Origin of the sequence: Bariatricus sp. HCP28S3_D3, from assembly GCF_052065755.1 — a bacterium.
GTDB lineage: Bacteria > Bacillota > Clostridia > Lachnospirales > Lachnospiraceae > Allocoprococcus.
Genome location: NZ_JBQHTK010000005.1, coordinates 1 through 26,415, shown reverse-complemented (window position 1 = coordinate 26,415; position 26,415 = coordinate 1). Strand labels below are relative to the sequence as shown.

29 protein-coding genes and 1 pseudogene are annotated in these 26,415 nt (G+C 43.7%); 6 read left to right on the top strand and 24 right to left on the bottom strand.

The annotated features are described in order from the left end of the window. Window positions 1-7 precede the first annotated feature (7 nt). From lepB to ACTNB3_RS05595, 10 genes are all read right to left on the bottom strand, one after another. Window positions 8-586 (bottom strand): signal peptidase I, encoded by a 579-nt coding sequence (lepB, locus tag ACTNB3_RS05640; protein WP_427820520.1) that lies wholly within the window; start codon window positions 584-586, stop codon window positions 8-10. Window positions 587-677: 91 nt separating this feature from the next. Then, window positions 678-1,025, bottom strand: a complete 348-nt coding sequence (gene rplS / locus ACTNB3_RS05635; protein ID WP_427806574.1) for a 50S ribosomal protein L19 — start codon at window positions 1,023-1,025, stop codon at window positions 678-680. A 128-nt stretch (window positions 1,026-1,153) separates the two neighbouring features. Further along, a complete protein-coding gene (locus ACTNB3_RS05630; RefSeq protein WP_427806616.1) occupies window positions 1,154-1,876 on the bottom strand; it encodes an SIR2 family NAD-dependent protein deacylase in 723 nt (240 codons plus the stop codon). 85 nt (window positions 1,877-1,961) lie between these two features. Beyond that, window positions 1,962-2,720, bottom strand: coding sequence for a tRNA (guanosine(37)-N1)-methyltransferase TrmD (gene trmD, locus ACTNB3_RS05625; protein WP_441024746.1), 759 nt, complete (start codon window positions 2,718-2,720; stop codon window positions 1,962-1,964). A 16-nt stretch (window positions 2,721-2,736) separates the two neighbouring features. Then, complete coding sequence (gene rimM / locus ACTNB3_RS05620) at window positions 2,737-3,252, bottom strand: ribosome maturation factor RimM (protein ID WP_427820519.1); 516 nt, start codon at window positions 3,250-3,252, stop codon at window positions 2,737-2,739. An 80-nt stretch (window positions 3,253-3,332) separates the two neighbouring features. Continuing rightward, window positions 3,333-3,563 (bottom strand): KH domain-containing protein, encoded by a 231-nt coding sequence (locus tag ACTNB3_RS05615; protein ID WP_427806571.1) that lies wholly within the window; start codon window positions 3,561-3,563, stop codon window positions 3,333-3,335. Window positions 3,564-3,586: 23 nt separating this feature from the next. Beyond that, on the bottom strand, window positions 3,587-3,832 hold the full coding sequence (rpsP, locus tag ACTNB3_RS05610; protein ID WP_427806570.1) for a 30S ribosomal protein S16: 246 nt from the start codon (window positions 3,830-3,832) through the stop codon (window positions 3,587-3,589). Between the two features lie 75 nt (window positions 3,833-3,907). Next, window positions 3,908-5,269, bottom strand: coding sequence for a signal recognition particle protein (ffh, locus tag ACTNB3_RS05605; RefSeq protein ID WP_427806569.1), 1,362 nt, complete (start codon window positions 5,267-5,269; stop codon window positions 3,908-3,910). Window position 5,270: 1 nt separating this feature from the next. Next, window positions 5,271-5,615 (bottom strand): YlxM family DNA-binding protein, encoded by a 345-nt coding sequence (gene ylxM, locus ACTNB3_RS05600; protein ID WP_427806568.1) that lies wholly within the window; start codon window positions 5,613-5,615, stop codon window positions 5,271-5,273. Between the two features lie 75 nt (window positions 5,616-5,690). Next, window positions 5,691-6,602, bottom strand: a complete 912-nt coding sequence (locus ACTNB3_RS05595; protein ID WP_427820517.1) for a S8 family peptidase — start codon at window positions 6,600-6,602, stop codon at window positions 5,691-5,693. 136 nt (window positions 6,603-6,738) lie between these two features. On the opposite strand from ACTNB3_RS05595, the gene ACTNB3_RS05590 reads away from it, so the two are divergent. Continuing rightward, complete coding sequence (locus ACTNB3_RS05590) at window positions 6,739-6,984, top strand: chorion class high-cysteine HCB protein 13 (RefSeq protein WP_427806566.1); 246 nt, start codon at window positions 6,739-6,741, stop codon at window positions 6,982-6,984. Between the two features lie 56 nt (window positions 6,985-7,040). On the opposite strand, the gene ACTNB3_RS05585 is transcribed toward ACTNB3_RS05590, so the two are convergent. Beyond that, complete coding sequence (locus ACTNB3_RS05585; RefSeq protein WP_427820516.1) at window positions 7,041-7,193, bottom strand: hypothetical protein; 153 nt, start codon at window positions 7,191-7,193, stop codon at window positions 7,041-7,043. A 212-nt stretch (window positions 7,194-7,405) separates the two neighbouring features. Between ACTNB3_RS05585 and ACTNB3_RS05580 the strand changes: the two genes are divergently transcribed. After that, window positions 7,406-7,972, top strand: a complete 567-nt coding sequence (locus ACTNB3_RS05580; RefSeq protein WP_427806618.1) for a hypothetical protein — start codon at window positions 7,406-7,408, stop codon at window positions 7,970-7,972. Next, window positions 7,854-8,123, top strand: a complete 270-nt coding sequence (locus ACTNB3_RS05575; RefSeq protein WP_427806564.1) for a hypothetical protein — start codon at window positions 7,854-7,856, stop codon at window positions 8,121-8,123. The genes ACTNB3_RS05580 and ACTNB3_RS05575 overlap by 119 nt, the downstream gene beginning before the upstream one ends. A gap of 36 nt (window positions 8,124-8,159) precedes the next feature. On the opposite strand, the gene ACTNB3_RS05570 is transcribed toward ACTNB3_RS05575, so the two are convergent. The 7 genes from ACTNB3_RS05570 to ACTNB3_RS05540 form a co-directional block, all read right to left on the bottom strand. Beyond that, window positions 8,160-8,630, bottom strand: coding sequence for an acyl-CoA thioesterase (locus ACTNB3_RS05570; RefSeq protein ID WP_441024744.1), 471 nt, complete (start codon window positions 8,628-8,630; stop codon window positions 8,160-8,162). Then, window positions 8,620-9,510 carry a patatin-like phospholipase family protein gene (locus ACTNB3_RS05565; RefSeq protein WP_441024743.1) on the bottom strand — a complete coding sequence of 297 codons (891 nt, stop codon included), beginning with the start codon at window positions 9,508-9,510 and terminating at the stop codon, window positions 8,620-8,622. The genes ACTNB3_RS05570 and ACTNB3_RS05565 overlap by 11 nt, the downstream gene beginning before the upstream one ends. Window positions 9,511-9,554: 44 nt before the next feature. Then, complete coding sequence (locus tag ACTNB3_RS05560; RefSeq protein ID WP_441024741.1) at window positions 9,555-11,360, bottom strand: bifunctional metallophosphatase/5'-nucleotidase; 1,806 nt, start codon at window positions 11,358-11,360, stop codon at window positions 9,555-9,557. Between the two features lie 83 nt (window positions 11,361-11,443). Further along, window positions 11,444-13,078 (bottom strand): SpoIIE family protein phosphatase, encoded by a 1,635-nt coding sequence (locus ACTNB3_RS05555; RefSeq protein WP_441024739.1) that lies wholly within the window; start codon window positions 13,076-13,078, stop codon window positions 11,444-11,446. Beyond that, window positions 13,075-13,689 carry a hypothetical protein gene (locus tag ACTNB3_RS05550; RefSeq protein ID WP_427806557.1) on the bottom strand — a complete coding sequence of 205 codons (615 nt, stop codon included), beginning with the start codon at window positions 13,687-13,689 and terminating at the stop codon, window positions 13,075-13,077. Before ACTNB3_RS05550 ends, ACTNB3_RS05555 begins: the two co-directional genes overlap by 4 nt. A 3-nt stretch (window positions 13,690-13,692) precedes the next feature. After that, on the bottom strand, window positions 13,693-14,547 hold the full coding sequence (locus ACTNB3_RS05545) for a class I SAM-dependent methyltransferase (RefSeq protein WP_441024738.1): 855 nt from the start codon (window positions 14,545-14,547) through the stop codon (window positions 13,693-13,695). A gap of 16 nt (window positions 14,548-14,563) precedes the next feature. Further along, window positions 14,564-16,312, bottom strand: a complete 1,749-nt coding sequence (locus ACTNB3_RS05540) for an MATE family efflux transporter (RefSeq protein ID WP_441024737.1) — start codon at window positions 16,310-16,312, stop codon at window positions 14,564-14,566. A gap of 397 nt (window positions 16,313-16,709) precedes the next feature. On the opposite strand from ACTNB3_RS05540, the gene ACTNB3_RS05535 reads away from it, so the two are divergent. Beyond that, the gene (locus ACTNB3_RS05535) at window positions 16,710-18,344 is read left to right on the top strand and encodes an ABC-F family ATP-binding cassette domain-containing protein (RefSeq protein WP_427806554.1); all 1,635 of its coding nucleotides are present in this window, start codon (window positions 16,710-16,712) and stop codon (window positions 18,342-18,344) included. A 246-nt stretch (window positions 18,345-18,590) separates the two neighbouring features. Here the strand turns inward: ACTNB3_RS05535 and ACTNB3_RS05530 are convergent, their stop codons facing one another. The 5 genes from ACTNB3_RS05530 to ACTNB3_RS05510 all read right to left on the bottom strand — a co-directional run bounded on the left by ACTNB3_RS05530 (window position 18,591) and on the right by ACTNB3_RS05510 (window position 23,548). Beyond that, window positions 18,591-18,797 carry a hypothetical protein gene (locus ACTNB3_RS05530; RefSeq protein WP_427819832.1) on the bottom strand — a complete coding sequence of 69 codons (207 nt, stop codon included), beginning with the start codon at window positions 18,795-18,797 and terminating at the stop codon, window positions 18,591-18,593. A 6-nt stretch (window positions 18,798-18,803) separates the two neighbouring features. Next, window positions 18,804-19,307 (bottom strand): GNAT family N-acetyltransferase, encoded by a 504-nt coding sequence (locus ACTNB3_RS05525; RefSeq protein WP_441024736.1) that lies wholly within the window; start codon window positions 19,305-19,307, stop codon window positions 18,804-18,806. A gap of 281 nt (window positions 19,308-19,588) precedes the next feature. Beyond that, complete coding sequence (locus ACTNB3_RS05520) at window positions 19,589-20,251, bottom strand: hypothetical protein (protein ID WP_441024735.1); 663 nt, start codon at window positions 20,249-20,251, stop codon at window positions 19,589-19,591. 487 nt (window positions 20,252-20,738) lie between these two features. Further along, on the bottom strand, window positions 20,739-22,229 hold the full coding sequence (gene galT / locus ACTNB3_RS05515; RefSeq protein ID WP_427806552.1) for a UDP-glucose--hexose-1-phosphate uridylyltransferase: 1,491 nt from the start codon (window positions 22,227-22,229) through the stop codon (window positions 20,739-20,741). 38 nt (window positions 22,230-22,267) lie between these two features. After that, the gene (locus ACTNB3_RS05510) at window positions 22,268-23,548 is read right to left on the bottom strand and encodes a galactokinase (protein WP_427819827.1); all 1,281 of its coding nucleotides are present in this window, start codon (window positions 23,546-23,548) and stop codon (window positions 22,268-22,270) included. A 237-nt stretch (window positions 23,549-23,785) separates the two neighbouring features. Between ACTNB3_RS05510 and ACTNB3_RS05505 the strand changes: the two genes are divergently transcribed. Continuing rightward, window positions 23,786-24,784: a LacI family DNA-binding transcriptional regulator gene (locus ACTNB3_RS05505; protein WP_441024733.1), complete on the top strand. Its 999-nt coding sequence runs from the start codon at window positions 23,786-23,788 to the stop codon at window positions 24,782-24,784. 71 nt (window positions 24,785-24,855) lie between these two features. On the opposite strand, the gene ACTNB3_RS05500 is transcribed toward ACTNB3_RS05505, so the two are convergent. Further along, a complete protein-coding gene (locus ACTNB3_RS05500) occupies window positions 24,856-25,488 on the bottom strand; it encodes a histidine phosphatase family protein (RefSeq protein WP_427819825.1) in 633 nt (210 codons plus the stop codon). A 174-nt stretch (window positions 25,489-25,662) separates the two neighbouring features. Here ACTNB3_RS05500 and ACTNB3_RS05495 point away from each other — a divergent pair. Then, a pseudogene (locus tag ACTNB3_RS05495) lies at window positions 25,663-26,415 on the top strand (transposase); the annotation flags it as partial.

Here is a 26,415-nt window from a genome sequence, read left to right as displayed (position 1 = left end):
CTTCTTTCTATTCTATCCATCCAAAACGCTTCCCGGGGGTTATGATAAACCATGCCTTTCCCTCGATTTCAGAACGTTTCACATTACCGATTTCAGGCATTCTGCTGTCTGTACTGCTCTCGCGGTTGTCTCCCAGTACGAAGAATTCATCTCCTGCAAGCGTGATTTCTTCAGACGCAAGCCCGGCATCGACAATTGCACTGGTTTCATATTCCTCTTCCAGCTCTTTCCCATTAACGAATATCTTTCCTTCTTCGATTTTCACCGTCTCACCGGGAAGTGCAATGATTCGCTTAATGTATGAATGAAGCATTTCATTTCCGTTCGGTTTGAATACGATCACATCTCCTCTTTTGGGTGTACTTGCGTCGTAGAGAATGCGATTTACCAGAACGATATCCCCGTTCTTAATGATCGGACTCATGGAATCCCCGATGTTGCTGACTCGCTGTCCGAAATACCACACAAATACAAACGCCATAAAACATACGATGATGATCTGCAGAAGCCATTTCAAAGCTCCCGGAACCCATTCAAAACTGGCCCGCCTTTTCGTCTCTTTCCCGAATTGCAAATCTCTGTGCATAGTTCTCCCCTTTTGTAAATATCAGAAATCCTATTCTATAGTGTGAAAAAGGGACAAGTACCCATTTGTATTTGTCCCTCTAAAGCATTTACTATTTTACTAACTCTTTTACTTTTGCTCTCTTACCTACACGATCTCTTAAGTAGTTCAGTTTTGCACGTCTTACTTTACCTTTACGAACAACTTCTACTTTTTCTACGTTTGGTGAGTGCAGCGGCCATGTCTTCTCAACACCGATTCCGTTAGAATTTTTTCTTACTGTAAATGTTTCTCTTGCTCCGCCGCCCTGTCTTTTTAAAACAGTTCCTTCAAAAACCTGAATTCTTTCACGGTTTCCTTCTTTGATTTTACCGTATACTTTTACAGTATCACCAACTCTGAATTCCGGAGCATCTGCTTTTAACTGTGCTGCTTCAATGTTTTTAATAATTTCGTTCATGTGTGTGACCTCCTTCATATTTTGACGTTCATAAATACGTAATTCGTACCAGAGGACCATCTCTTTCTTCTCACAACATGCTACATTTTACCACAACACAGCAAAGGATGCAAGGGTTTTTTGTGAAATCATAGTGCATTCAACACATTTTTCGGGTCATCACAAATAACCAGGTCTGCGTATCTGTCTTTCAGATGTGGTTCCTTATGAACGACGATAAGTCGGCTTCCGTCAAAGTATTTTACATAATTATGAAATACTTCAGAATCCAGTGTAGTTCCAAGAATCAGAAGAACATCTGCCTTTTCAAGCTCTGTAGCTGTTCTGGCAATCAATTGTCCGTCCAGCATATCTCCGAAAAGCGATACCATGGGCCGGATCACAGATCCACAGCTCTCACATCGAGGAACTTTGACGGTATTTTTTATATAATCGACCGAATAACTTCTTCCGCAGTGCGGGCATTTGTTATCGTAAATATTTCCGTGCAGATTGACGACATTTCTGCATCCTGCACGCCCTGACAGGTTGTAAATATTGCTCGTTACAATACAGTCGATCATTCCGGCTCTTTCAAGTTCTGCCAGTTTTCTCGGAGAATCTCCCGGCTCAATATCCAGGAGCACTTCATTCCTGTAAAATTCAAAAAATTTATCAGGTCTTGTGCTGTAATACCCATCAGAAAAAATGTATTCCGGTGACACACCATATCGGGTTTCGATATCATAAGCTCTCTCCGGTTTTTTGAGCATCATGTACCCTTCCTCTTCCAGAATACCGGAACCACAGAGTGCTACCGTGTATTTACTTTCTTTTAATGCACGTTTCAGACTCTCTATTTTCTGTTCCATCATATAGAGTCCCCCTTTCCAGACACAAAGAATTATACCTGAAAATATTATACCATATGACACTGTTTACAGCCAAGTAGATTATTTATTCGTTTATTTTCTTTTTATCACGTATTTCTCTGGCAATTTTCCACTCATCTTCTGTTAAGAGTGCATGTTTCAGAAGATCCGGTCTCCATTTGGCAGTCCGGATTACGGATTGTTCTCTGCGCCATTTTTCTACGTTTGCATGATGACCGGAAAGGAGGATCGGAGGTACCTGCTTGTCGTGCCATACTTCCGGTCTGGAATACTGCGGATATTCCAGGAGATGATCCTGAAAGCTTTCAAATTCTGCTGACACATCATTGTGAAGGACTCCCGGAATCAGTCTGGATATGGCATCCACCATCATCATAGCGGGGAGCTCGCCTCCGGTCAGAACATAATCGCCTGCCGATACATAATCTGTTACGATCTCTTCCAGAACTCGTTCATCAATTCCTTCATAATGGCCACAGAGAAGGATCAGTTCTTCCTCTTTGGAAAATTCTTCTGCCATGGACTGGTTGAACGGTCTGCCCTGGGGTGATAGATAGACAACGCGCGGTTTCTTGTCATCGGAAGCCCCGATTTCACCGCAGATTGCCTTATAAGTCTGAAAAACCGGTTCTGCCTGCATCAACATTCCCGCACCGCCACCGTAAGGATAATCATCGACACTGTTGTGTTTGTTAAACGCATAATCCCGGATATTCCAGGCTTCAATCTGGAGAATTCCTTTCTCGGTTGCACGTCCGATGATGCTCGTATTTAGACCATTTAATACCATATCCGGAAATAAAGTCATAATGTGAAATCTCATACGTTTTTCTCCTGTCCTATGAAATCAATCCGTCCATCAGATGAATCGTCATTTTATTTTCTTCGGTATTCACATCCAGAATGCAGTCTTTAATCGCAGGGATCAGCACTTCTCCGTGTTCTTTGGTGTCGATCACATACACATCATTGGCGCCCGTCTCCAGGATATCTGTGAGCGTTCCGAATAATTCTCCCCCATCTGTATATACATCCATTTCCAGAATATCAGCCATAAAGTATTCGTCATCTTCCAGTTCTACAGCGTCTTCTCTTGACACCAGAAGGGGCATCTTTCGATATTTTTCTATATCATTTATATTATCGATTCCTTTAAATTTAAGGATTACGAATTGTTTGAAATATTTTACACCTTCGATTGCGAGTTTCCGGTATTCTTTACCGGTATCCAGAACGACTTCTTTCAAGTCTTCAAAGCGTGACGGATCGTCGGTTGTCGGAAACACCTTTACTTCTCCGCGTATACCATGGGTCGAGGTGATGACGCCTACTTGTAAATATTCATTTTGCTGCATCGTTTTCTCCCTTGCTTTCATGTTGATTACGAAAAGAAAACGCAGATAAAACCTTACCTGCGTTCATTTTCTTACGGTTATTATTGCATAATTTCAACTACAACTTTTTTGTCTTCTTTTGCCGCAGCTGCTTTAACAACGGAACGGATTGCTTTTGCAATACGGCCTTGCTTACCGATTACCTTGCCCATATCATTGTCGGATACATGCACTTCGATAACGGTTGTCTTGCCTTCCTGTTTCTCGGTAACTACAACGCCTTCCGGATTGTCCACAAGTGCTTTCGTAATTACTTCTACTAAATTTTTCATCACTCGCACCTCCGCGAAGCAGCCTATTTCTCAATACCTGCTGCTTTAAAAATCTTTCCAACTACTTCTGTAGGCTGAGCACCGTTGTTTAACCATTTCTTAGCTGCTTCTTCATCTACCTTGAATACGCTCGGATCCTGATTCGGATCATAAGTTCCGATTTCTTCGATGAACTTTCCGTCTCTTGGAGATCTTGCATCAGCTACAACGATTCTATAGAAAGGAGCCTTCTTCTGTCCCATTCTTTTTAATCTGATTTTTACTGCCATTTTATGTCACCTCCTGAATTATTTTCTAATATTGTGTATATAAACGCACAAGGCGTATATATCTTCTGATAACGGCTAGAACGGCATTCTGAATTTGCCTCGTTTTCCGCCTTTTCCTCCCATCATTCCCGGGAACTGTTTCATCATTTTGCGCATCTGGTCAAACTGCTTGACTGTGCGATTTACTTCGGCAATGTCCACACCTGCTCCGGCTGCAATTCTTCGCTTTCTGGAAGGATTCAAAAGATCCGGGTTGCTTCTCTCCGCAGGAGTCATAGAGTAAATGATTGCCTCCACACGGGCCATTTTACGCTCCGCTTCGTCGGAATCGATATCCGGCATCTTTCCTTTGCCGCCCATCGCTCCCAGTCCCGGAAGCATGCTCATTACATTTCCGAAACCGCCCATCTTACGCATCTGTTTCATACTTTCCAGATAATCATCAAAATCGAACTGTGCCTTCTTGAGCTTCTCGGTCATCTTCTTGGCCTGGTCTTCATCGATTTCCTGACCTGCCTTTTCAATCAGGCTTAGCACATCGCCCATACCGAGTATACGTGATGCCATTCGATCCGGGTAAAACTGTTCCAGATCTGAAAGTTTCTCACCCATGCCGACATAGAGAATCGGACATCCGGTCACGGCTTTAATAGAAAGCGCCGCACCGCCACGGGTATCACCGTCGAGCTTCGTAACGATCACACCGTCGATCCCGATCTGTTTATTGAACTGATCCGCTACATTGACGGCATCCTGACCGGTCATCGCATCCACAACCAGAATACTCTGATGCACTTCCACGGTTTTCTTGATCTCCTGAAGCTCCGCCATCATATCTTCGTCTACATGAAGACGTCCGGCTGTATCCAGAATGATCAGATTGTTGCCGTTCTTCGCTGCATGTTCCAACGCAGCCTTGGCAATGTTCGCAGGTTTCTGATTCTCGCCCATGGAAAAAACTTCCACGCCTTGCTTTTCCCCGTTGATCTGTAGCTGCTTGATCGCAGCAGGACGATAAACATCGCATGCGACCAGAAGTGGTTTCTTGCCCTTGAGTTTGAACTTACCGGCGAGCTTTGCCGCCGTTGTCGTCTTACCAGCACCCTGAAGACCTGCCATCATAATGACTGTCTTCGCGCTGCCCGGCTGGAGCTTGATCTCGGTTGTCTCGGATCCCATCAGATTTACCAGTTCTTCATTTACGATCTTGATCACCATCTGCCCCGGGTTCAGGCCATTCATCACGTCCTGTCCTACTGCACGTTCCTGAACATCTTTCACGAATTTCTTTACCACTTTGAAATTCACATCCGCCTCAAGGAGCGCCATCTTCACTTCTCTGAGTGCGGTCTTGACATCGTCTTCCGTAAGACGACCTTTGCTTCTCAGGTTCTTGAATACATTTTGAAGTTTTTCAGTTAAGCTGTCAAATGCCATATCATAACTCCTCTATAATCTCGCCTGAGAGCTTTCTGACTTTCTGTATCAGTTCAGCCTCATTCTGATCCTCGTAATCTTCCAGTAATAAATTGATCTCATGAACTTTCTGTTTGATAAACATGAACTTCTCCACAAGATGCAGCTTTTCTTCATAACCTTCCAGTGTCTTGTTACAACGCTTGATCATATCATGCACACCCTGGCGGCTGATCCCTGCATCCTTCGCAATCTCACTCAGCGAATAATCTTCCAGAACAACCTGTTCATAGATCTCCTTTTGGTGATCCGTCAGAAGTTCACCGTAAAAATCATATAATAATGTTTGCTTCAGAATTTCATCCATCACTTATCACCTCGGATATCATATAATATTTCCGTTTTGGTGTCAAGTGTTTTTTCTTGACAATCTAAAATTTTTTTACGTAAGTAATTTGGTTATATTGATCTGCCCGTGTCCTTGTCTGTTTTCCGGAAGTCCCAGATCATCACAGCTGTCCCAAAGACGCAATTTCACTTCAGTGTTCTTCATGTCCGGATATTTTTCCAGAAGAAGCGCAACACTTCCGGAAACAACCGGAGTTGCCATGGAAGTACCGCTTTTTTTGAGATAAGGCATTCGACTGTACACCGGATAGCGGTAATTGCAGGAATAGATCCCGTTTCCGGGTGCTGTGATATCCGGTTTTTTGACACATTCTTCGGTTGGTCCACAGCCGGAATAAAGGAGAGCCTGCTGAGGAACTTCATTAGAAAATGACTGTCCCAGGCAAGAACCAACCGTAATTACTTTGCGGCTGATTCCGGGAAGGGTGATGCTGCAGGTGTCCGGCCCCAGATTTCCGGCTGCGGTGACAACAACCAATCCTGCGTCCCATAACCGATCTACCCAGGACACTAGTTCTGCTTCATCTGCATTTCCCGGATGCGGTGCTGTTCCGATGGAAATGTTGACGATCCTTATTCGATACCGGTTTCGTTCTCTTAAGATATATTGGATACCTCCAATCACATGAGCGATTCTTCCGTCTCCTTTACTGTTCAACACTTTCACTGCCATGATTCCGGATTCCGGCGCGATTCCCGATATGGTCTTCCGGCTGCTCCGCCCATCTCCGGACAGGATTCCGGATACATGTGTGCCGTGTCCATTATCATCGTACGGCTTTTCTCTATTATGAACCATATCTTTCCAGGCAATCATATGATCCTTCAGGTCAGGATGAGGTGCAATACCGGTATCCAGGATTGCGATATTGATCCCTTTCCCGGTCAGGTTTCCTGAAATTGTATCCTGACACCAGTAATGTACATTTCTTTTCAGGTTATACATACATCGATTTCCTCGAGTCATTCTTTCTTTAATATAGAATATTCAAACACGTCAAAAAATGTTTGTTTTCTTCGAAACACTGGCAAGCCTTGATACATATGATAAAGTGTAAATAAACCTGTTGGAGGGTATAAACATGAGTGACTTAAGTGCAACAAACTGCGGCTGTGGCTGCGAAAATTCAGCTTCTACGTTCGGATGTAACAGAGGTGGAATCTCTTCCTGCCTTCTGATCATCATTCTTCTCTTCTGCTGCGGCGGATGCGGATTCGGAAGCGGACGTTCAGATGACTGCGGAAACAACAGTTGTCTTTGGATCATCTTGATTCTTCTTTTCTGCTGTAACGGAAACAACAACTGGGACTGTGGCTGCGGATGCTAGACTAAGATAAAACTATAAGGGATGCCTTAATATGGCATCCCTTATATTACGTGTACTCATTTTGTTAAGTTTCTTACATTCTTTTGCTTTTTTGGATTTTCTTCTCTTTTTTGTCGTTCTTTTTCTCGTCTCTTTCTTTCCTTTTGCCTCAAACACTCTTCATCTATTTCATAAATGGAATTGCCATCAATCATGATTTTGGAATACATATTATTCTGTCCTTTCTTTCTTTAGTATCAGTATATGCTGAATTACTATGATGCTCTTTTCACAAGAAATACTTCTATTTTATTGTAACTATACATAATCTCTCTCCATATATTCGTAAAATCGCCGACGAATCGGCTTATCTTTTTTTAAGAGGTTCTGAAAAGCTACTTTTTATCATATATATTGATAACGTTGTATCCGGGGAGTGAATATGGAAAAAAAGCCGCCTCTTAAAATGACACCATTTGACTTGATGGTCACAACAGAGTTGCTGCAGACCATGAAGCTTATGATTCCCTATCTTCCGCCGGATTTACAGCGTATGGCTGGTATTTATGCCAAACTCAGTGAACTACAGAATGCCATTTACTATTTCCAACCTCCTTATTATGATAGCCGCAGAAGGCGGCTGCGGCAAAAAAAGCTGGATATCCATACTCTTATGGATGATCTAAGACCTTATCTGACCAAGGAGGCCTGTGAAATGTTTGATAATATGGAACAGGCAGTGGAAATGATGCAGATGATGCAGTCTGTAAATATGGAAGAAATGATGCAGTCTTCCGGAATGTCAGACATGGCAGATATGATGGGAATGATGAATGCGTTCCAGGCAGAAAGGAAGGATTCAAATGGACGAATGGATGAACGATCCTGCAATGAAGAAACTCGATCCGGTGAAACTGGAACTGATCAAAGCTGCAGTGATGCAGACTCAGGGAAAAAGCGGGAAAGCGCTGGTTCCGGTGATGATGACACTCATAACAGGAGCGAATAAAAAGGGCATCCGGTTCACGCAGGAGGAAATCGCATTGATACTTGATCTCCTAAAAGAAGGAAAGTCACAAGAGGAGAGAATGCAGATCGACCGGATGGTTCAGATGATTCAGATGATGCAGAAAAACGGGGGCCCTCCGGAAAGGCACTAAAAAAAGGTCCAGTGGACCTTTTTTTATGCATGACAATTAAAACCCTTCCTGACGCCGAAAGATCCGCATCTCTCTGCGTTTTTTCGCGCTCTCCCATTCCATTTGCTCAGACGGACTCTCAATGAGCAAACCCGGGACCTCGGTTGGCTGATCATTTTTATCCAGAGCAACGATCGTAAGGTATGCACGGTTGATCGGATGTCTTGTTCCGTCAATATCTTCTCTATAAGTATCTACACGTATTTCCATGGATGTCCGTCCTGCAAATGTTATTTTACCAATAAGAACCAGTACGTCGTTCGGATACGCACTCATGATAAAATTCAGATTATCCACAGAAGCTGTGGTTACCCCGGTATGAGAATGACGCTTTGCAACAAGGCAGGCAACCTCGTCAATCCACTGCATCAGGACACCACCGAACAGCCTCCCTACAGAATTCAGATGCTGTGGGCGCACAATATGGATCGTTTCTACGATAGAATCTGAGATTTTCTTATTCGTCATCTTTCCGATCCCCGTCTTCCATTACTTCTCCCAGGTATTCCAGCATATCAGGAAGCATTTCTCTCATCAACGTATAACCATGTTCATAGAAAGCAGCCAGTTTATCCTGATCCTTTTCAAGACGTGATACCGGCTTCATCTGAGGCCGAAGGACAAAAATATCTCCTTTTTCTTCCAGTTTATCAATATATTCCATCGTCTGGTTATAGCGTTTGGCTCTGAGGATGCAGGTCCGTACCACTTCCGGATATTTGCTGTACATCTTTTTGTAGACACGTGCGAGGCCCTTAGATACCGGCTTTTTACGATATCCTTTCGGCCGTGTCAAGATCAGAACATTCTTCTTTATCCCCTGTTTCTGCATATGGAGGATCGGTACAGAGTCCGCAAGACCTCCGTCTAAATATGGAACTCCGTCCAGTGTGACAATCGGACAAACAAGTGGCATACTGCTGCTGGCCCGGCATAATTTCATCAGTCTTTCACGATCACTTTCTTCGGTCCTGTATTCTGCTTTTCCTGTAACACAATTTGTTATTACGATCTCACATTTTATATCGGATTCGAAAAAAGTATCGAAATCAAACGGTATCAGTTCATTCGGAAATTTATTGAAGATCATATCCATATCCAGGACACTCCTCTCCTTTACGAATCCCTTCAGTCCATAGTAAAAATTGTAATCTTTTCCCTGGTGGATCATACAGTCCTTCGTTCGTCCGATCTGTTTTGACACATAATCGACCGCATTGCAGGAACCCGCAGAGACACCAACCACATTCGAAAAATATAGATCCTGTTCCATCAGGTAATCCAGTGCTCCGGATGTAAATACTCCTCTCGTCGCGCCGCCTTCTAATACTAATCCTGCCTGAATCAAGAAATCGCCCCTTTCAAATTATACTAAATTCATTTGATCAATGACTATGATACCATACTTTTTTTCTTTCGAAAAGCCACAATCGTCATTGCTGAAAGAAGAAGCATCGCGCCGAATACTCCCGCGTGATTCTCATCACCTGTTTTAGGGCTGGCAGCGGAAGCCTGGGTATCCGTCTTTTCCTTTTCGGACGGATTTGCAGAAGGATTCTTTGCCTTGCATACGGTACAGATACCGTCTTTATATGTATGAGACGTCTTCGAAATCGGTTCTCCGCTTTCGATTAACTCGCCACAATTCTTACAGTACACATCTCCGGTATATCCTTCTTCTGTGCAGCTTGCATCTTTTTGATCCCGTATTTCAGTATCGGTATGCTGACATTTCTCTGCCGGAATCATAGCCTGGTTAGAAAGAGTCTTGGCAATGGCTTCTTCATCCTGCTCAAAGAAGGATGCCAGTGCCTCGTCACATGCACGGAACTGACCGGTTTCTTTGGCAGTTGCCAATGAGTCATAATAATTGGATGCGGAGGCATAATTATTCGTTGCAACCGTATAAAGCTTTTCAAGATCCAGCGGTTCACCCTGAACTTTGGCACTTACGACTCTGCTGCCTGCCGGTTGTGACAGATCATACTCCACGGTTACACCGCCAAACTGAAGATAACTCCCGCTGGATGACGGCCATGCACTGTCATCTCCTCTTTCGTATGCCTCAATACACTGAACCTGGATGTCAAGTGAAGTCTCAAACACGTCAAGAAGCTGCGCACCTGTGAGCTTCTTTGTTACAATATAGTTTCCATAAGGGCTGACACCGATGATATCCCCATAAGTTACATCACCGGCTTTTATGGAAGCTCGGATACCGCCTGCATTTTCAAAAGCTACATCGGCTCCGGTCTCCAGCAGATAAGCATCTGCCACGACTCTTCCCAGATTCGTTTCTCCGATTCTCAGATTGTACCAGTCTCCGTCCAGATATTCCGGTGTCTGTCCCACTACCGTGTTGAGGATTTCTTCCTGTTCATCGTTGATCTCATTCAATAGGGCTGTCATTTCCGGATCCCTCGCATAGGCTTCAGCATCTTCCTCATTGAGGACGGTGTGTGTCAGCTCAAATACGCTGAATTCGTTATTTTCATCGGTAAAGCATTCCAGTTCGATAAGACTGACGTTTTGCAGGTAGTAACCACTCTCGATCACATATGCAGTTCCTCCGTCCGGTGTTGTCACGGTCTCGTCCAGATTGATATGTTCATGTCCGCAAAGCATTTCAATGTCAGCCATTTCCGCCAGCTCTTTCAACCTGTCTTTTCCGTAGCTCCAATCATGATTGCCCGCTGTCATCAGATCGTATCCCAGTGCTTTTGTAATTTTCGCTATGGATTCGCCTTTTGACAGCGTTGCGATCGGCTGTCCGTGAAAAAGATCTCCCGAATCGATCACGGTGCTCATTGCGGCATCTGAAGTCCAGCTGTCAATAATCGTCTTAAGGCGTTCTACACCGATTCCTTCACTTGAGTCGGTCACTCGTGCATGAATGTCATTCGTGTGTACAATCTTGATGATGATGTTATCATCCGGATCCGGAGTGATCGTTCCGGGATGATCGGTACCCGGATCTTCTTTCCCCGGATCCACAGGATCTTCCTCTATGAGTTCATTTACACTTACCCGGTTCCACAGAACATCATAGTCATTATTAAATAATATCAGGCCATATACATAGAAATAATCGCTGTAAACGACACCGTCCGCATAATAGACTTTGGTATCCGATAACTTTTTGGATGCTGTCAAAGACCAGGTGTCCGATGTCTTTTCCCAACCAAAATCGTCACACATAGTAGTGCCAGTAGTCTCTTTTTCATCGTTTCCTCCTTATTCTCAGGCCGAATATAACTGTTTATGACCATTCTGAAGCATTTTTATTGACTGTTTCCTGCCGGTCCCCGATAATACAGGCCAAGCATTGTGATATCGTCAAACTGAGGTGCATCTCCGACAAACGAATCAATATCTGCTTTCACAGCAGGAAGCTGCTCTTCTGGTATTGCATGAGGATTTATGTTCAGTGCGGCCAGCATCCGTTCTGTTCCGTAAAGCTCCTGATTCGCATTGGTCGCTTCGACCACACCATCCGTATATACATACAGGCCGTCGCCCTGTTTAAGCTGAAGCTCATACTCACGGTATCTGGCACCTTCCATTCCGGCCAGAACAAAACCATGTTTATCTTTCACGAGTTCATAACATCCTCCGGCATGGCGGATTGCCGGATATTCATGGCCTGCATTTGCACAGACAATCTTTCCTGTGGAAATCTGCAGAATTCCAATCCATACTGTAACGAACATTTCTGCATCATTATTTTCACAGAGCTGGTTGTTCACCTTTTCCAGAATTTCTTTTGGTGAAGCGCCGGTCTGTGCACTATTCTTCAGCAAAGTCTTGGCAATGACCATGAAAAGTGCTGCCGGAACTCCTTTGCCGGACACATCAGCAATGACAAGAGCAAGATGGTCCTCATCCACAAGGAAGAAATCATAAAAATCTCCCCCGACTTCTTTTGCCGGCTGCATCGTGGCATAGACATCAAATTCAGGGCGATCCGGGAACGCAGGGAAAATGCATGGAAGCATGCTCGCCTGAATCTGGGTAGCCACACTCAGTTCTGCACCGATCCGTTCCTTTTCAGCTGTAACTTTGGCAAGATTATCGATATAGATTTCCAGTTCTTCAAGCATATAATTGAATGAGTGACCGAGATCTTCGATTTCATCCCCGGTCTTCATTTCAATATGTTGCCTGTTAAACTCTCCGGATTCTATGATCTTTTTGGTAAATAGAGCTAGTTTACTTACCGGCTTTGTAATACTGTTGCGTACAAATACGACGTAAAGCATGATTACAACAACGATATTCAGAAAAGCGATCAGCAGCATCTTATAAAGGAAAGAATTCAGTTCCCCACGTACCTTCTGCATATCAAGGATATATTGGATCTCCGCAATCGCATTTCCATTCTCATCCAGAACCGGAGAAACGGAAGTATAGTTGTATCCATAAGAGTTATCTGTTATGACCGGTGTGTCTGTTCCCTTATTCTCTGAATAGAGATCCCAGATCAGTTCATATTTCTCCAGGTCCTTTTCATCCTGAGCTGCATCCGTATACAGAATATCGGAACCATATGGAATCTGATTTGCCGGATCATCTCCCATTTCTTTCACCATTGCATCTATGTAAAATGTCACGCTGTCCTCATCCGGAACCACCAGAGACAAATAAGTAATCTCACCGTCTTCCTTTAACTGATTGAAAAGCGCTTCCGTTTCTCGATATGCTTCTGTCTCATCGCCGTTTTCACCGATTATATCCCGGACATCATCCACTGAAAGCATCGTAGCAATACTTTCACTTCCTACCGTCACCTGTTTCGCATACATTTCTTCTAATGATTTTTTTGACGTTTCATAGCTGAAAAAAGAGATCGTTACAGTTAAGACGGCTCCCATTGCCCCAAGGGATAGTATAAATTTAGGCAACAACTTCATTTTCATAGTGCATCCTCCTTTGTGAGTGGTTTATAGTATACCGCCGCGTCGCATTTGCATCGTCCTGCGCAATACGGGCAGATTAAATCCGGAAGATCATACCAGACTTTATGCGCATCGCTGAGATAGCAGAAATCCAGTTTTTCAAGTGATGCGCGAAGCGGGACTCTTTTCCCGATCTTCCAGCATACAATAAATGCAGTATCTGCCATGAGCTCTGCAAGATTTTTGAGGCTGAACTCCAATAAAGAAACAGAGAGTCCTTTCCCGCGGAAAGCATCCGCGACACCAATTGACTGAATGTTTCCGATTACCCCTTCCTTATTTGAACAAACTGCTGCGATTTGATCCTCCGGCAGTCTGGCACGTGTCGATAATTCCTTTATGACAGTGGTAAAAAAATAAATATATCCCGCCGCTTTCCCGTCTGACGTAAGAAGAAGATAAAAAAAATGATTTTTACGTTGAATTGCAGAAGCAAGTTCTTTCCTTGGATATAGGTTTACACCCACGCACCGGTCACAGAGCGTGACAGCCATATCCAAATCTTCTTCCTGTAGCTCTTTTAAATAGAATCGTTCTTTTTCCGGTCCCTTTCCGACTAAAATATTTTCCATATACTACCTCCTGGTACAAGATACGATCAGAAGTCCCATGGAAATCTTTGCATTTTTCTGACAAACAGATTGTTTTAAAGTCTCATAATGAAGATCCATCCATGTTTTCCATTCTTTATATTGGGGATTCTCCGGGTTCTGCTCGCATAAAATATCCAGATCCTGCGGGAGATAGGAAAAAAAGGTTTCAAAAATATCCTGTTTTTTAGCAAGTTCTTCCGGTTTACAGGAGATTGCTTCTTGTTCTATAATTATATCTTGGTACCCGCTTGATGCAAGCAGCTTTGGAAGATCATATCCACAGGTTCTGTTTCCGGCCAGCGGATCACTGGATAGAATTTCCAGAAACGTTCCCAACAGTTCCTCTTCATCCGGAACAAGCCTGGATGTGCGGTCACTTGGTTCGACAATGACCACCCTCCCATCCTCGGCAAGAAATTGCTGAAGGATAACAAGTAGCTTTTGGGGATTGGCAAGATGCATCAGTACGAAAGAAAGATAGATCACATCAAATGCCTCAATCTTTCTGGTTTTCATTACATCAGTGAGGATCTGTGCAAAATCACGTTCTTCCACATCGCACCGGCAAAAAGTAAAATGATCATTCCCATGAAGGCAAACTGCCCTTGCAGCCAGATCTTCGAGATATTCAAGTCCGATTACCTGTACACCGGGAAAATCCGAAAACAGGTTTACTGTTTTGTGACCATCATTGCAGCCGATATCCAGAATCCGGACATCGGATTTACCGGAAAGAATCCGTCGCAAAACCGGAAGCTCATACTCTCTGAGCAGTCTGTTCTGTACGGTTAGTCTGTGCAGTTCCTGGTCATCCTGAAATACAAAATTACAATTCACAATTCCATTCTCCAAATCATATTATTAAGTATAAATAGTTAAAAATAAGTTTTCGCTGATAATAATAGTATTTTGCTTTTTTTGTGATCAGTTTTAATACACCATTATCAATCTCATCCCCGCTGGAATCAAAGGGGTTATATGTATGGACATTATCCCGTATACGAATGATATATTCGTCTTCGTTCTCCAGCAGCTTAATGGCAACATAACGTTTTTCACCTTTTTCCCTGAGTCCGAACTTAATGATGTTGAATAGAAGTTCTTCGGCAATAAAATGAATAAAAAACGATTGTTTCGGGCTGATTTCCCATTCCTCGCAAACGGAATCCAGATCTGAAGAAATGTGTTCCACACTCTCGGCATGGATTGGATAATTATTTTCAAAGACATGTCCCACTACATGATATTTTTCGGTTATATAAGGATAAGAGCTTTGATATTTATGTACGATTGCAACAAAAAGCGTGCCGATTCCTTCCACCAACACATAAGTAAGAGCAAGTCCTTTGATCTGCCATCTGGCAATCAACAGACTTCCAAAAATCAGCATCAGAAGAAAATTGCGCAATGTGGACATGGCACCTGCCAGCTTCGCCCGTCCGATTGCCTGCCAGAAGGCCGTTGCTACCATATTGATCCCTGTGAAAATAATGCTGAATGCAAATATCCGGATTGCCGATTCTGCATATGGCACCGCCGCCAGATCCAGGCCGAAAAAGCCGGCCAAATTTTTCGCAAACAGGATACAGATTATTCCGAAAATTCCTCCCGCGATCACAGCTGCTTTCATACCCTGACGCAGGATCGCAATCATGCTTTCGCTGTCCCGCTCGCCTGCAAAAATAGAGGTCACGACTGCCAGCGCATTACCGGCCCCGTCAAATACTGCGAACGGTGCCATGCTGATGGTATAGATCACTCCGAATACCGCTACCTGCAAAACGCCTTGTTCCTTGCCATATAATAATAGAAGCATATTAAAAACAAGCATGACAAGTCCCTGGAAAATATATGCCGACCCCACACCAAATCCGTTAACAACAAAATTGCGGAGTTCCTTCATTCTCGGAGTAACAAGTCCCAACCGGAGCAAGGACTGCTTTTTCAAGAAATGGGACATCAGTACGATAAGACCAAGTCCTTCTGCAATACATAAAGAAGAAGAAGCTCCTATAATTCCCCGGTTCAGCACCTTCATAAACAGAATATCCAAGGTCAGATTCGTCAAGATCACGACTGCGGAAGCTGATGCTGCAAGTTTCGGGTCACCGTCTGTCCGCACGGAAACAGAAAGAATATGATACATGATAAAAACCGGTGCAGAACAAAATACCACAATCAAATATTGTTCGGCGAGAGAATACAACTCTCCTCCTGCCCCCAAAAACCCCAACAGCTCCTTTCGAAGGAGAACTGCAGGAATCAGACAGCAGATACTGATGCCAAGCCCAATTGCAAGTACAGAATGAAAAGCCCGGTTTGCTTTTTCAACATTGGAGGAACCAAGCAGGCGCCCTATGTATACGTTGGCACCCACTCCAAGTGTCAGCCCAAACAATGCGTATGCCAGAAAGACCGGAGTAGAAAGATTTGTCACGGCGAGCCCCTGGCTTCCGACCAGATTTCCGACCAGAAGTGCATCAACGAAGGTCGATATCGTCATTCCAAGTGAAGAGCAGATCCCCCATAAAAGGAAATTCCAGTATGCACTTTTCGCAAATTTCAGATCTACCATTTCTTTGGAGTATGTCATAATATTCATTTCCTCCGAACGTTTACTTTTTCTATAATCTTATCATATGATGTAGGGGTCAAAAGGTATTTAGACCCCTATGATACACGGGTTTCTTCGCACTTTGTGCTCTCGAAATCCTAAAAACATTCGAAATCCGCCCTATTCGGGCTACTTTCTCATGTTTTTGCGGGTCCCAAAGTCATGTTTTTTCATGCAAGCATGAAAAACATGACCTTTTGACCCTTGTATCATCATATTGGTTTAGAAATGGAAACGTTTTTTTGCAACAAAAGAAAGTCATTTTCCTCTTTCACGGTATATGAACAATCTGCATGAATTAACTTGCGTTATTCATCAAGGCATGTTACGATTATGCGTGGACTACCTAAAATCAGATATTTTTATATGAAGGAGATTAAACTTTATGATAAGCACAAGTAATGTAACGCTCCGTGTCGGGAAAAAGGCATTGTTTGAAGATGTAAATATTAAATTTACGGAAGGAAACTGCTATGGCCTGATTGGAGCGAACGGAGCCGGAAAGTCAACCTTTTTGAAAATTCTTTCCGGACAGCTTGAACCGACTTCCGGGGAAGTAATCATTTCACCGGGGGATCGTCTGTCATTCCTGCAGCAGGACCACTTTAAATATGACCAGTATCCGGTTCTGGACACAGTCATTATGGGAAATGCGCGCCTTTATGAGATCATGAAGGAAAAGGAAGTCATCTATGCAAAAGAAGATTTTACCGATGAAGACGGAATCAAAGCAAGCGAGCTGGAGGCCGAATTTGCCACGCTGAACGGGTGGGAGGCAGAATCCGATGCAGCTACACTTCTGAATGGACTTGGTATTGAGACAGAGCTTCATTATACTTTGATGAAGGATTTGACCGGTGCACAGAAGGTCAAAGTACTTCTTGCGCAAGCCCTGTTCGGATCACCGGATATTCTGCTTCTGGACGAGCCGACCAACCATTTGGACCTGGATGCGATCGCATGGCTGGAAGAATTCCTGATCAACTTTGATAATACTGTGATTGTTGTATCCCACGACCGTTATTTCCTGAATAAAGTCTGTACACAGATTGCAGACATTGATTATGGAAAGATTCAGCTTTATGCCGGAAACTATGATTTCTGGTATGAATCCAGTCAGCTTTTGATTCGTCAGATGAAAGAAGCGAACAAGAAAAAGGAAGAAAAAATCAAAGAATTACAGGAATTCATTTCCCGATTCAGCGCCAACGCTTCCAAATCCCGTCAGGCGACTTCCAGAAAGCGCGCGTTGGAGAAGATTCAGCTTGAAGAGATCCGCCCTTCCAGCCGCAAATATCCTTATATCGATTTCAAGCCAAATCGTGAGATCGGAAATGAAGTGCTTACAGTCGACGGAATTTCCAAGACAATTGACGGTGTGAAAATTCTGGACAATATTTCTTTCACACTCAATCATGACGATAAAGTCGCATTTGTCGGTGGAAATGAATTTGCTAAAACGGTACTCTTCCAGATCCTGATCGGAGAAATGGAACCGGATGAGGGAACCTATAAATGGGGTGTTACCACTTCGCAGGCGTATTTCCCGAAAGACAGCGGGAAAGAATTCGACAACGATGACACTATCGTGGAATGGCTGACACAGTATTCCGAAGTCAAGGATGTGACCTATGTACGCGGCTTCCTCGGAAGAATGCTTTTTGCCGGTGAAGACGGTGTCAAGAAAGTTAAAGTGCTCTCCGGAGGCGAGAAAGTGCGCTGTCTGCTTTCGAAAATGATGATTTCCGGTGCGAATGTCCTGATTCTGGACGAGCCGACTGACCACCTGGATATGGAAGCAATTACCGCACTCAACAACGGAATGAAAAAATTCCCGGGAGTACTGCTCTTCGCTTCCCGTGACCACCAGATCGTCGAGACTACCGCAAACCGTATTATGGAAATTATGCCGGGAGGTAAGATGATCGATAAGATCACGACTTATGATGAATACCTTGCAAGCGATGAGATGGCGAGAAAACGTCAGACTTATACGGCTTCGGGGGATGATGAAGATTAGAAGGATTGGTTGACTAAGGGACGCCCCGCCCACCTGTCCCGTCTATACCTGGACACGCTTTCGCTCGGGAAAAAACGCAGCGGTACTATGATGCCAGGACGCCGCATTTTGTGCGGCTTCTGCCATCAAGTGCCGGCGTTTTTTACGGTCCTGGCATAGATGGGACAGATGGGCGGGGCTGACTAGTTCAAAGACGGGAGTATGATAGCTGAAATACCATTCAATATAACGGAGTAATACGGATTTTTATTTTGTGTGATTGTATTCTCTCCTTTTTCGGCTGGTAAGTTTGATTCCTTCATTGATGACAGCAATCAGGCAAACGGCAAATAATTCGTGTATCGGTATTTTCTGGCTGGCAGATGCCGATTCAAATACTCGGTGCAGCACAACAGTATGATCAATGGTCTCACGCCGTTTATCTGGGTGTTTGAATGGAATTTCTTTGTCCATACTATTCTATCTCAGTTTCCCCAAAATACAGAGATCATAAATACTCCCATCCTTCACAACGGCCTGTTTCATCGTGCCTTCCATTGCAAATCCATTTTTCTCAAGGACTTTTTTGGATGCATTGTTTGGATTATATACCAGCCCGGTGATCCGCAAAATATCAAGTTCATCAAAAGCAATTTGACATATTTGCCGGACTGCCTCTGTCATAATTCCTTTTGACCAGTATTCCGTCAGTAGAAAATATCCAATTTCCGCATCTTTGCAGAAAACGTCATCTTTCCTTTCAACCGAAATGTTTCCAACGATTTTATCATCCACAGAAATGGAACGAAAAATACCATTTGAACCTTCGTTTTCTTCCACCATACCCAGCCACCATTTTGCATGATCTTCCGTATATGGGAAAGGCAACCGGTTTGAAAGATACGTTCTGCTTACTGCATTACAAATAGATACCAGATCATCTGAATCCTCGATAGACCATTTTTTCAATTCCAGCTTCATCATACGCTCTTCCTCCAAATTGAGTAAATATTTTCCTACCATTATGCTCTTTTCGATCTGCTTTTTCAATATTCATTTTACATATCAATCACTTTTGCCGCAATTTTATCCCGAAACCGAGCATCATGTTCCACAATAAGCATAGTCGGACGAAAAGTATCAAACGTCGATTATCTTCTCATCTTTTCACCTTTCTCTTTCAAATTCTCTCAAATTAATTGTAATTATACACTCCGTCTCTACAGATTACAATACTAATATAGCATCTCGAAAATAACTGGACGTTATACTAGAAGTAATAAAGCCCCCGTCATAATCCCTATACCGATCACAACGATAAAACCTCCGCCTATCTGCTCCAACAATCGCCCGGGCTCAGACAACTCCGGATTATTATATTTCCACCGGCTCAGGAAAAAATGAACTCCATCCGGATTCAAAATAGTCACAATCCCTAATACATACACAAGAACACCCAAAAACGCAATATACGGTCTTGATATCGTATCCTCATTTCCAAAACGGACATCACAAATCGCCTGACAAATTGCCGCTTCCCCCGGCACATAAGACTGATCATCCGTCACAATCCGCACATCACTCCATCCAATCAGTAACCCATCCGAGTCCACAAGATCCTCACCATTCCAGTTTCCCCGCACCGATCTACCGTCCGAAAATGCAAAGGCAAACGAATCATCCCCATTCTCCTCAATCGAAACGCTCATCTCCCCCTCATCCAAACCAATCCGAACCTCATCCCCCGAAACAAACTCCAAATAATTCGACCGATTCCTCTGATACCGCGTCTCACTCACCTTATAATAAAAATAATCCCCAACATACACCCCACTTCTCAAAGTAAAATACCAACCAATCCCCAAACAAACAATCGCAACCAAAACCACTCCGCCCCAGAACAACTTCCTCTTCCGATTACCTTCCATCCCCAAATCCCCCTTCGCATAAATTGATATAAATAATTAACAACATCATATCATATAGCAAAACATAAAAATACCCAATTAACTAATATTTAACAATTAACTCAAATTATTAACTATTACATGTTGAACATGCTTTTTCTATCATCAACCAAACATCCCTGCTTATACCGTACTTAATTCATATTTTCTTCTAAAAGTACATAATAATTATCATTCACAACTTATCATCTTAATATTTTCCCAGGATAAGCCGTAAGGCGCAATCCGTCCCTCAAACAACTTTACTCCTAAAGTTTTGCAAAGCACAGCCCCGCCCAATCCCATGTTGTATTCCGGACCGTAAAAAACGCCGGCACTTGATGGCAGGAGTCGCCGGGCAGGCGACAACCTGGCATCATAGTACCGCTGCGTTTTTTCCCGAGCGCAAGCGTGTCCGGAATACAATATGGAATTGGGCGGGGCGTCCCTTTACAAACTAATTCCCCTTTTACAAACTACTTACAAACCGATCAAATGCCTTCTGTCCATCCTCTGTCTGCTTATAAACTCCGGCGTCTTCCAGCACCTGACTGAATACCTTACCAATCTCTTCATGAAGAATATCCATAATATTTCCTTCATTCACCTCGCTGTAATTCGGAAGGAATTCCTCAACCCAGTCAGCATGCTTCTCCAGCATTTCATCTGCACGGATATCGCTTCCTGCAAGGATCGCTTTGGCAAGCTCTTCCATTTCCTGTTTCAGTCTCGCCGGGAGTACGGCAAGTCCCATCACTTCGATCAAGCCGATATTCTCTTTCTTGATATGATGAAGTTTTGCATGTGGATGGTATACACCCAGCGGGTGCTCTTCTGTCGTGATGTTGTTCCTTAGAACCAGATCCAGCTCGAACTGTCCGTTTCTCATACGTGCGATCGGAGTGATCGTATTGTGCGGTTCTCCGTCAGTCTCAGCGAAGATAAATGCTTCTTCGTCTGTATATCCTCTCCAGACTTCCAGGATGTGGGCTGCCGCTTTGATGAGGCGCTCTTTTTCACGGCTCTGAAGACGGATAACGGACATCGGCCATTTTACAATTCCTGCATGGACGTCTTCGAATCCCGGAATCGTACATTCTCTTACAACCGGAGCTTTTGCCATGGCAAATTCATGATTGCCGCCCTGGAAATGATCGTGGCTTAAGATGGATCCTCCTACGATCGGGAGGTCAGCATTGGAACCAACGAAATAATGTGGGAACTGTGTTACGAAATCAAGGAGTTTTGCAAATGTAGCTTCCTCAATCTTCATCGGTACATGCTCGCCGTTAAATACGATACAGTGTTCATTGTAATACACATATGGTGAATACTGGAATCCCCAGTTTTTGTCGTCGATTACAACCGGAATAATTCTGTGGTTCTGGCGGGCCGGATGGTTTACACGGCCTGCATAACCTTCATTTTCTTTACAGAGAAGGCATTTCGGATATCCGCTCTGTTTCGCCGTCTTTGCCGCAGCGATTGCTTTCGGATCCTTTTCCGGTTTTGATAGATTGATGGTGATCTCAAGTTCACCATATTCTGTGGAAGTAAGCCATTTCTGATCCTTTTTGATACGGTATCTTCTGATGTAATCACTGTCCTGACTTAATTTATAGAAATAATCAGTCGCGCATTTTGGTCCTTCCTGATAGAGTTCATTGAAATTTGCAATTACAGTACTTGGAGCCGGAACCAGTTTTCCCATAATCTTTGTATCGAACAGATCACGGTAAACAACAGAATCTTCGATCATACCCCGGCTTACTGCGTAATCGGTGATCTCTTTCAGAATGTCCTCAAGTTCCACTTCTTCCGGGATCTGTTCCGGTTTCTCATACTCGGACAGATTGAGTGCTTCCAACACCTGGTTTGTAACGTAAATCTCATCTTCTGCCGCTACCAGTCCTGTTGTTCTACCATACTGCATCAGTTTCGCAACCGCTTCATAAATCATTTCTTTTTCTTCCTTTCCAACTTCTTTATGCTGAATTATTACATTACTTTCATTCCACCGTATTTACGCACTTTCAGTACATGACATGCGCCCTCTCCGAATACGGCATCCAGTGCTGCGCGGTAAGTTTCCACGAAATCATTCTGTACAAAAGCCTGAATCGTTCCGGCGAATCCGCCTCCGTGTACACGACATACTCCGTGATCTTTCAGAGTCATTTCGCTGACTGCAAGTGCAATGGACATGCTCTGATTCTGTACGTCCTTGTTGGTATAAATGTTCTGCAGATACTTAAAAGATGAATCGCCGGACTGTTTGATCATTTTCAGGAAGCCTTCGAAATCTCCGTTATTTAGTGCGTTTACCTGATCTGCCACTCTGTCATTATCTTCGAAAAAATGCAGCGCACGAAGCACCGGGCGGTCTCCTGTCTTCTCGCGAAGTGCAGCAATATTTGCATAGAAATCTGCTTTTGGAACTTCACGAAGGAATTCTTTTCCGAAGAATTCTGCAACGAGCTTCATTTCTTCCGGAATCTTTGCATAGTCATCGGTAAGATCGTGATGAGATCCCTTTGTGTCAACGATGCAAAGGCTGTATTTGTGTTCTTCAAAGTCAACATTTACTTTCTCTACGATCGGTTTTGCCGGATCTGCGAAATCAATGTGGATCAGTCCGCCGACTGCACATGCTGTCTGATCCATCAGTCCGCAAGGTTTTCCAAAGTATACGTTCTCTGCATACTGTCCCACCTGCGCGATTTCAACCATGCTGATCACCATATCGTTATATAATCCGGAAATGATGGTGCCGATGATCGTCTCAAATGCTGCGGAGGAAGACATTCCGGCACCGTTCAGCACATCGCTTGTCACATACGCGTTAAATCCGCCGACTTTATATCCTCTTTCACTCAGTCCGGCAAGCACACCGCGGATCAGACCGGCTGAAGTGCTTTCTTCCTCCGGACGTTTTTCCAGCTCGTCAGCACAAAGTTCGATCATTCCGTAACCGTCTGAGTAAATGTTCACGCTGGAATCCTCGTTCTTATTTACGATCGCGATGGCATCCAGATTAATTGAAGTTGCCAGAACCATGCCGTGCTGATGATCGGTATGATTGCCGCCTACTTCGCTTCGTCCCGGAGCACTGTAGATTTCTACTTCCTGTTCTCCGAAGATCTTCACATATTCGCCAAGCGCTCTCACATAGCGTTCTTCCTGATATCCAATCACTCCCTCGTCTACGTAAATATCTCTTAACAGTTCTCTGCAAGCTCCGGCTTTCATTTCTTCCACAATCTGATTGATTTGTCTCATGACGTTCCCTCCGTTTATTTCGTACATTTTTGATTAACTAAATCATACAACATATTTAGTAAATATTCAATATAAATTTACTAAAATTTATGCACAAATTTACTGCTTGATTTTTGTGTAAAGTGAAGGATAAGTACGGAAATATCCTTTTGTACGCAATCTTTATCTTTCATTTTCCATTTGAGTTTGCTATAATAGTAAAATATAGTAAACTTGCAAATATCAAGGGGGACTTTTATGGCAACCATTAAAGATATCGCTGCAGCGGCAAATGTTTCGGCAGCGGCTGTTTCCAGGATTTTAAATAATGACGAGACACTCAACGTCTCACCGGAGACACGTCAGAAGGTTCTGGATACTGCCAATAAGATGCATTATGTTAAAAGAAATCGCGTTTCCGTGAAGACGGCGTTCACCATGGGGATCGTCCAGTGGTTTTCTTCCCAGCAGGAACTTGAGGACAGCTACTATCTCCTGATCCGCCAGGGAATCGAGGACTACTGCATTTCACATAATATACAGGTGGTAAGAACATATAAGAGTGATGTCAATTATTTTGACGTGTTAAAAGACGTGGATTGCATTATTTGTATTGGCAAATTCAGTAAAACAGAAGTTGAATCTCTGGTAAACTTAAATCCAAAGATTCTGTTTCTTGATATGCCGGTTAAAAATCCGGATATCTCCACAATCATGATCGATTTTGAACATGCGGTAAAGCTTGTGATGGATTATTTGACCGGACTTGGTCACAAGGAAATCGGTTTCCTGACCGGCAAGGAATATGTCAGCCCTGAACAGCTTTATCCGGATTACCGCAAAAAGGTGTTCGTGAGCTATTGTGAGGAGCATCAGATTCATTATAAACCATATCTCAGGGAGGGATTATTCCGAATTGATTCCGGCTATGAGATGACCTGTGATTTGATCCGAAGCAAAACGCCTCCGACGGCGATTTTTGCAGCCAGCGATCCTATCGCCATGGGTGCGATCAAGGCACTTACGGAATACGGATACCGAATACCGGACGACATCTCGGTGATTGGGTTTGATGATATCAGCATCGCCGAATTTACGACGCCGCCGCTCACAACGATCCATGCGCCTGCTTATAATATGGGACATTACGGTGCGTCGATTCTGCATCATATCATCCGGCAGCAGTCCGGTACTGCGATGAAGATCCAGCTCCCCTGCTCTCTCGCGGTAAGGGAATCCTGCGCCGCCCCTGAATAAATAGAAAAAACCGGAAGAGAATGTAAAATAATACATGCTCTCCCGGTTTTATTTATTCCTAAGTTTTTCTTTTACCAGTCTGCAACCTCTTCCCGGTAATATGTAACAGCCTCTTCCAGTATATGAGCCTTGCCGTCTTTTACTTCCACAACGGTAACTGCACAGTTTTTATGGACTCCGCTGCCCCAGAATTGTTCGATTGGCGCTTTCTTGATCAGACGTAGCATACCACATAAAGCCGCACCATGCGTGGAGACGAGAATCGTTTTATCTGCAAGCTCTTTCTTATGAAAGATCTCTTCCAGAAATGCATGTAGCCGTTCAGAAAGCTGTTCGAAGGACTCTCCTCCCTGCGGAGGGTCATATTTCTCCGGTGCCAGAAAGAAATTCCGAAATGCCGGATCCGGAATATTATAATCATGTCCTTTACAGATCAATCCTTCATATTCACCAAATCCCATCTCCATAATCCTTGTGTCTTCGATCATCGGGATCTTCCGGTCCCCGATCACAAGTTCTGCCGTTTCCTTTGCCCGAAGAAGCGGACTCGTATAGACCACCTCAAAGGGAACAGTCTGAAGTGCCGGCGCTGTTTCGCGGGCAAGCTTTCGTCCGAAGTCATTGAGGGGAATATCCACCTGTCCCTGAAGTCTTCGTGTCTTGTTCCAGTCGGTCTCACCATGCCGTATTAAATAGAGTTTCATTTTTATGCCTCCTGACTCTCTTTGGTAGTGTCAAAAACTACCTGTTTTTTTGTTCCAAAATTCAATAAAAACCTTGATTTTATGGGAGAATGCAAATAAAAAGAGCATTGACCTCCCTTTTTCTGGTATAATGTCCTCGACCAAAATTCCAAAACACCAAAGGAGACAATGCTCATGGACATTATACAATACTTACTTTCTGTTATTCAATATCTTTATCAGCAGAATTGCTGGCTGATTACTTTTATCTGCAAATATATTCCACTGAAACAGTGGGCTTTTGACGATTCTCATTCCCCAAAGTACCAGAAACTCAAAACAGACGAACTTCCCAAAATCGAAATCCATCACAACGACTGGGACTGGCAGCTCCTGATCCCCTACTATGAATTCAAGTATCACAAGAAGATCAAACCCGTCTCACGCCGCAAAGAATGTGATATCTCCGAGGACTGCAAGTGTCCCTGCTGTAATGCCCCTCAACCTTATCTCTACCGCAACAACGGCAGGAAAGGTCAGATCAAATGCAAGGTCTGCGACACAAACTTTTCACCGGATGATAACCGTTTCTCTAAAGAGTACACCTTACGCTGCCCCCACTGTGGAAATGCTCTGGTACATAAAAAAGATAGGAAACACTTTATCCTCCACAAATGCGTGAATCCCAAATGCCCTTACTATCTCCACAATCTTAAAAAAGTAGATAAGGAACATCTTGAAAAAGCTTATGGCAAGAACGAATACAAGCTACACTACATCTACCGTGAATTCACCGTGGATTTCTTTAAAATGGATCTGGATTCCCTCCCGAAAAATGCTTCTTCCCTGAAGTTCAACAAGTTCGATTCCCACGTGATGTCACTGTGCCTGACTCTTCACGTTAACCTCGGGCTCTCCCTGCGGAAAACCTCCCAGGCTTTGAAGGAT

What these genes read in the sequence shown, in the direction of transcription:
- rplS (WP_427806574.1), bottom strand. Translation starts at nt 1,025, where the DNA reads ATGAACGAAATTATTAAAAACATTGAAGCAGCACAGTTAAAAGCAGAT.
- rimM (WP_427820519.1), bottom strand. Translation starts at nt 3,252, where the DNA reads ATGCAGCAAAATGAATATTTACAAGTAGGCGTCATCACCTCGACCCAT.
- ACTNB3_RS05590 (WP_427806566.1), top strand. Translation starts at nt 6,739, where the DNA reads ATGAGTGACTTAAGTGCAACAAACTGCGGCTGTGGCTGCGAAAATTCA.
- ACTNB3_RS05555 (WP_441024739.1), bottom strand. Translation starts at nt 13,078, where the DNA reads ATGAAAATGAAGTTGTTGCCTAAATTTATACTATCCCTTGGGGCAATG.
- ACTNB3_RS05525 (WP_441024736.1), bottom strand. Translation starts at nt 19,307, where the DNA reads ATGATGAAGCTGGAATTGAAAAAATGGTCTATCGAGGATTCAGATGAT.
- ACTNB3_RS05500 (WP_427819825.1), bottom strand. Translation starts at nt 25,488, where the DNA reads ATGAAACTCTATTTAATACGGCATGGTGAGACCGACTGGAACAAGACA.
- ACTNB3_RS05615 (WP_427806571.1), bottom strand. Translation starts at nt 3,563, where the DNA reads ATGAAAAATTTAGTAGAAGTAATTACGAAAGCACTTGTGGACAATCCG.
- ACTNB3_RS05510 (WP_427819827.1), bottom strand. Translation starts at nt 23,548, where the DNA reads ATGAGACAAATCAATCAGATTGTGGAAGAAATGAAAGCCGGAGCTTGC.
- ACTNB3_RS05575 (WP_427806564.1), top strand. Translation starts at nt 7,854, where the DNA reads ATGAAGAAACTCGATCCGGTGAAACTGGAACTGATCAAAGCTGCAGTG.
- ylxM (WP_427806568.1), bottom strand. Translation starts at nt 5,615, where the DNA reads ATGGATGAAATTCTGAAGCAAACATTATTATATGATTTTTACGGTGAA.
- galT (WP_427806552.1), bottom strand. Translation starts at nt 22,229, where the DNA reads ATGATTTATGAAGCGGTTGCGAAACTGATGCAGTATGGTAGAACAACA.
- ACTNB3_RS05540 (WP_441024737.1), bottom strand. Translation starts at nt 16,312, where the DNA reads ATGAATATTATGACATACTCCAAAGAAATGGTAGATCTGAAATTTGCG.
- ACTNB3_RS05530 (WP_427819832.1), bottom strand. Translation starts at nt 18,797, where the DNA reads ATGGACAAAGAAATTCCATTCAAACACCCAGATAAACGGCGTGAGACC.
- ACTNB3_RS05535 (WP_427806554.1), top strand. Translation starts at nt 16,710, where the DNA reads ATGATAAGCACAAGTAATGTAACGCTCCGTGTCGGGAAAAAGGCATTG.
- trmD (WP_441024746.1), bottom strand. Translation starts at nt 2,720, where the DNA reads ATGAGATTTCACATTATGACTTTATTTCCGGATATGGTATTAAATGGT.
- ACTNB3_RS05570 (WP_441024744.1), bottom strand. Translation starts at nt 8,630, where the DNA reads ATGACGAATAAGAAAATCTCAGATTCTATCGTAGAAACGATCCATATT.
- ACTNB3_RS05585 (WP_427820516.1), bottom strand. Translation starts at nt 7,193, where the DNA reads ATGTATTCCAAAATCATGATTGATGGCAATTCCATTTATGAAATAGAT.
- ACTNB3_RS05520 (WP_441024735.1), bottom strand. Translation starts at nt 20,251, where the DNA reads ATGGAAGGTAATCGGAAGAGGAAGTTGTTCTGGGGCGGAGTGGTTTTG.
- ACTNB3_RS05505 (WP_441024733.1), top strand. Translation starts at nt 23,786, where the DNA reads ATGGCAACCATTAAAGATATCGCTGCAGCGGCAAATGTTTCGGCAGCG.
- ACTNB3_RS05550 (WP_427806557.1), bottom strand. Translation starts at nt 13,689, where the DNA reads ATGGAAAATATTTTAGTCGGAAAGGGACCGGAAAAAGAACGATTCTAT.
- rpsP (WP_427806570.1), bottom strand. Translation starts at nt 3,832, where the DNA reads ATGGCAGTAAAAATCAGATTAAAAAGAATGGGACAGAAGAAGGCTCCT.
- ACTNB3_RS05595 (WP_427820517.1), bottom strand. Translation starts at nt 6,602, where the DNA reads ATGTATAACCTGAAAAGAAATGTACATTACTGGTGTCAGGATACAATT.
- ACTNB3_RS05580 (WP_427806618.1), top strand. Translation starts at nt 7,406, where the DNA reads ATGGAAAAAAAGCCGCCTCTTAAAATGACACCATTTGACTTGATGGTC.
- ACTNB3_RS05630 (WP_427806616.1), bottom strand. Translation starts at nt 1,876, where the DNA reads ATGGAACAGAAAATAGAGAGTCTGAAACGTGCATTAAAAGAAAGTAAA.
- ffh (WP_427806569.1), bottom strand. Translation starts at nt 5,269, where the DNA reads ATGGCATTTGACAGCTTAACTGAAAAACTTCAAAATGTATTCAAGAAC.
- lepB (WP_427820520.1), bottom strand. Translation starts at nt 586, where the DNA reads ATGCACAGAGATTTGCAATTCGGGAAAGAGACGAAAAGGCGGGCCAGT.
- ACTNB3_RS05560 (WP_441024741.1), bottom strand. Translation starts at nt 11,360, where the DNA reads ATGTGTGACGATTTTGGTTGGGAAAAGACATCGGACACCTGGTCTTTG.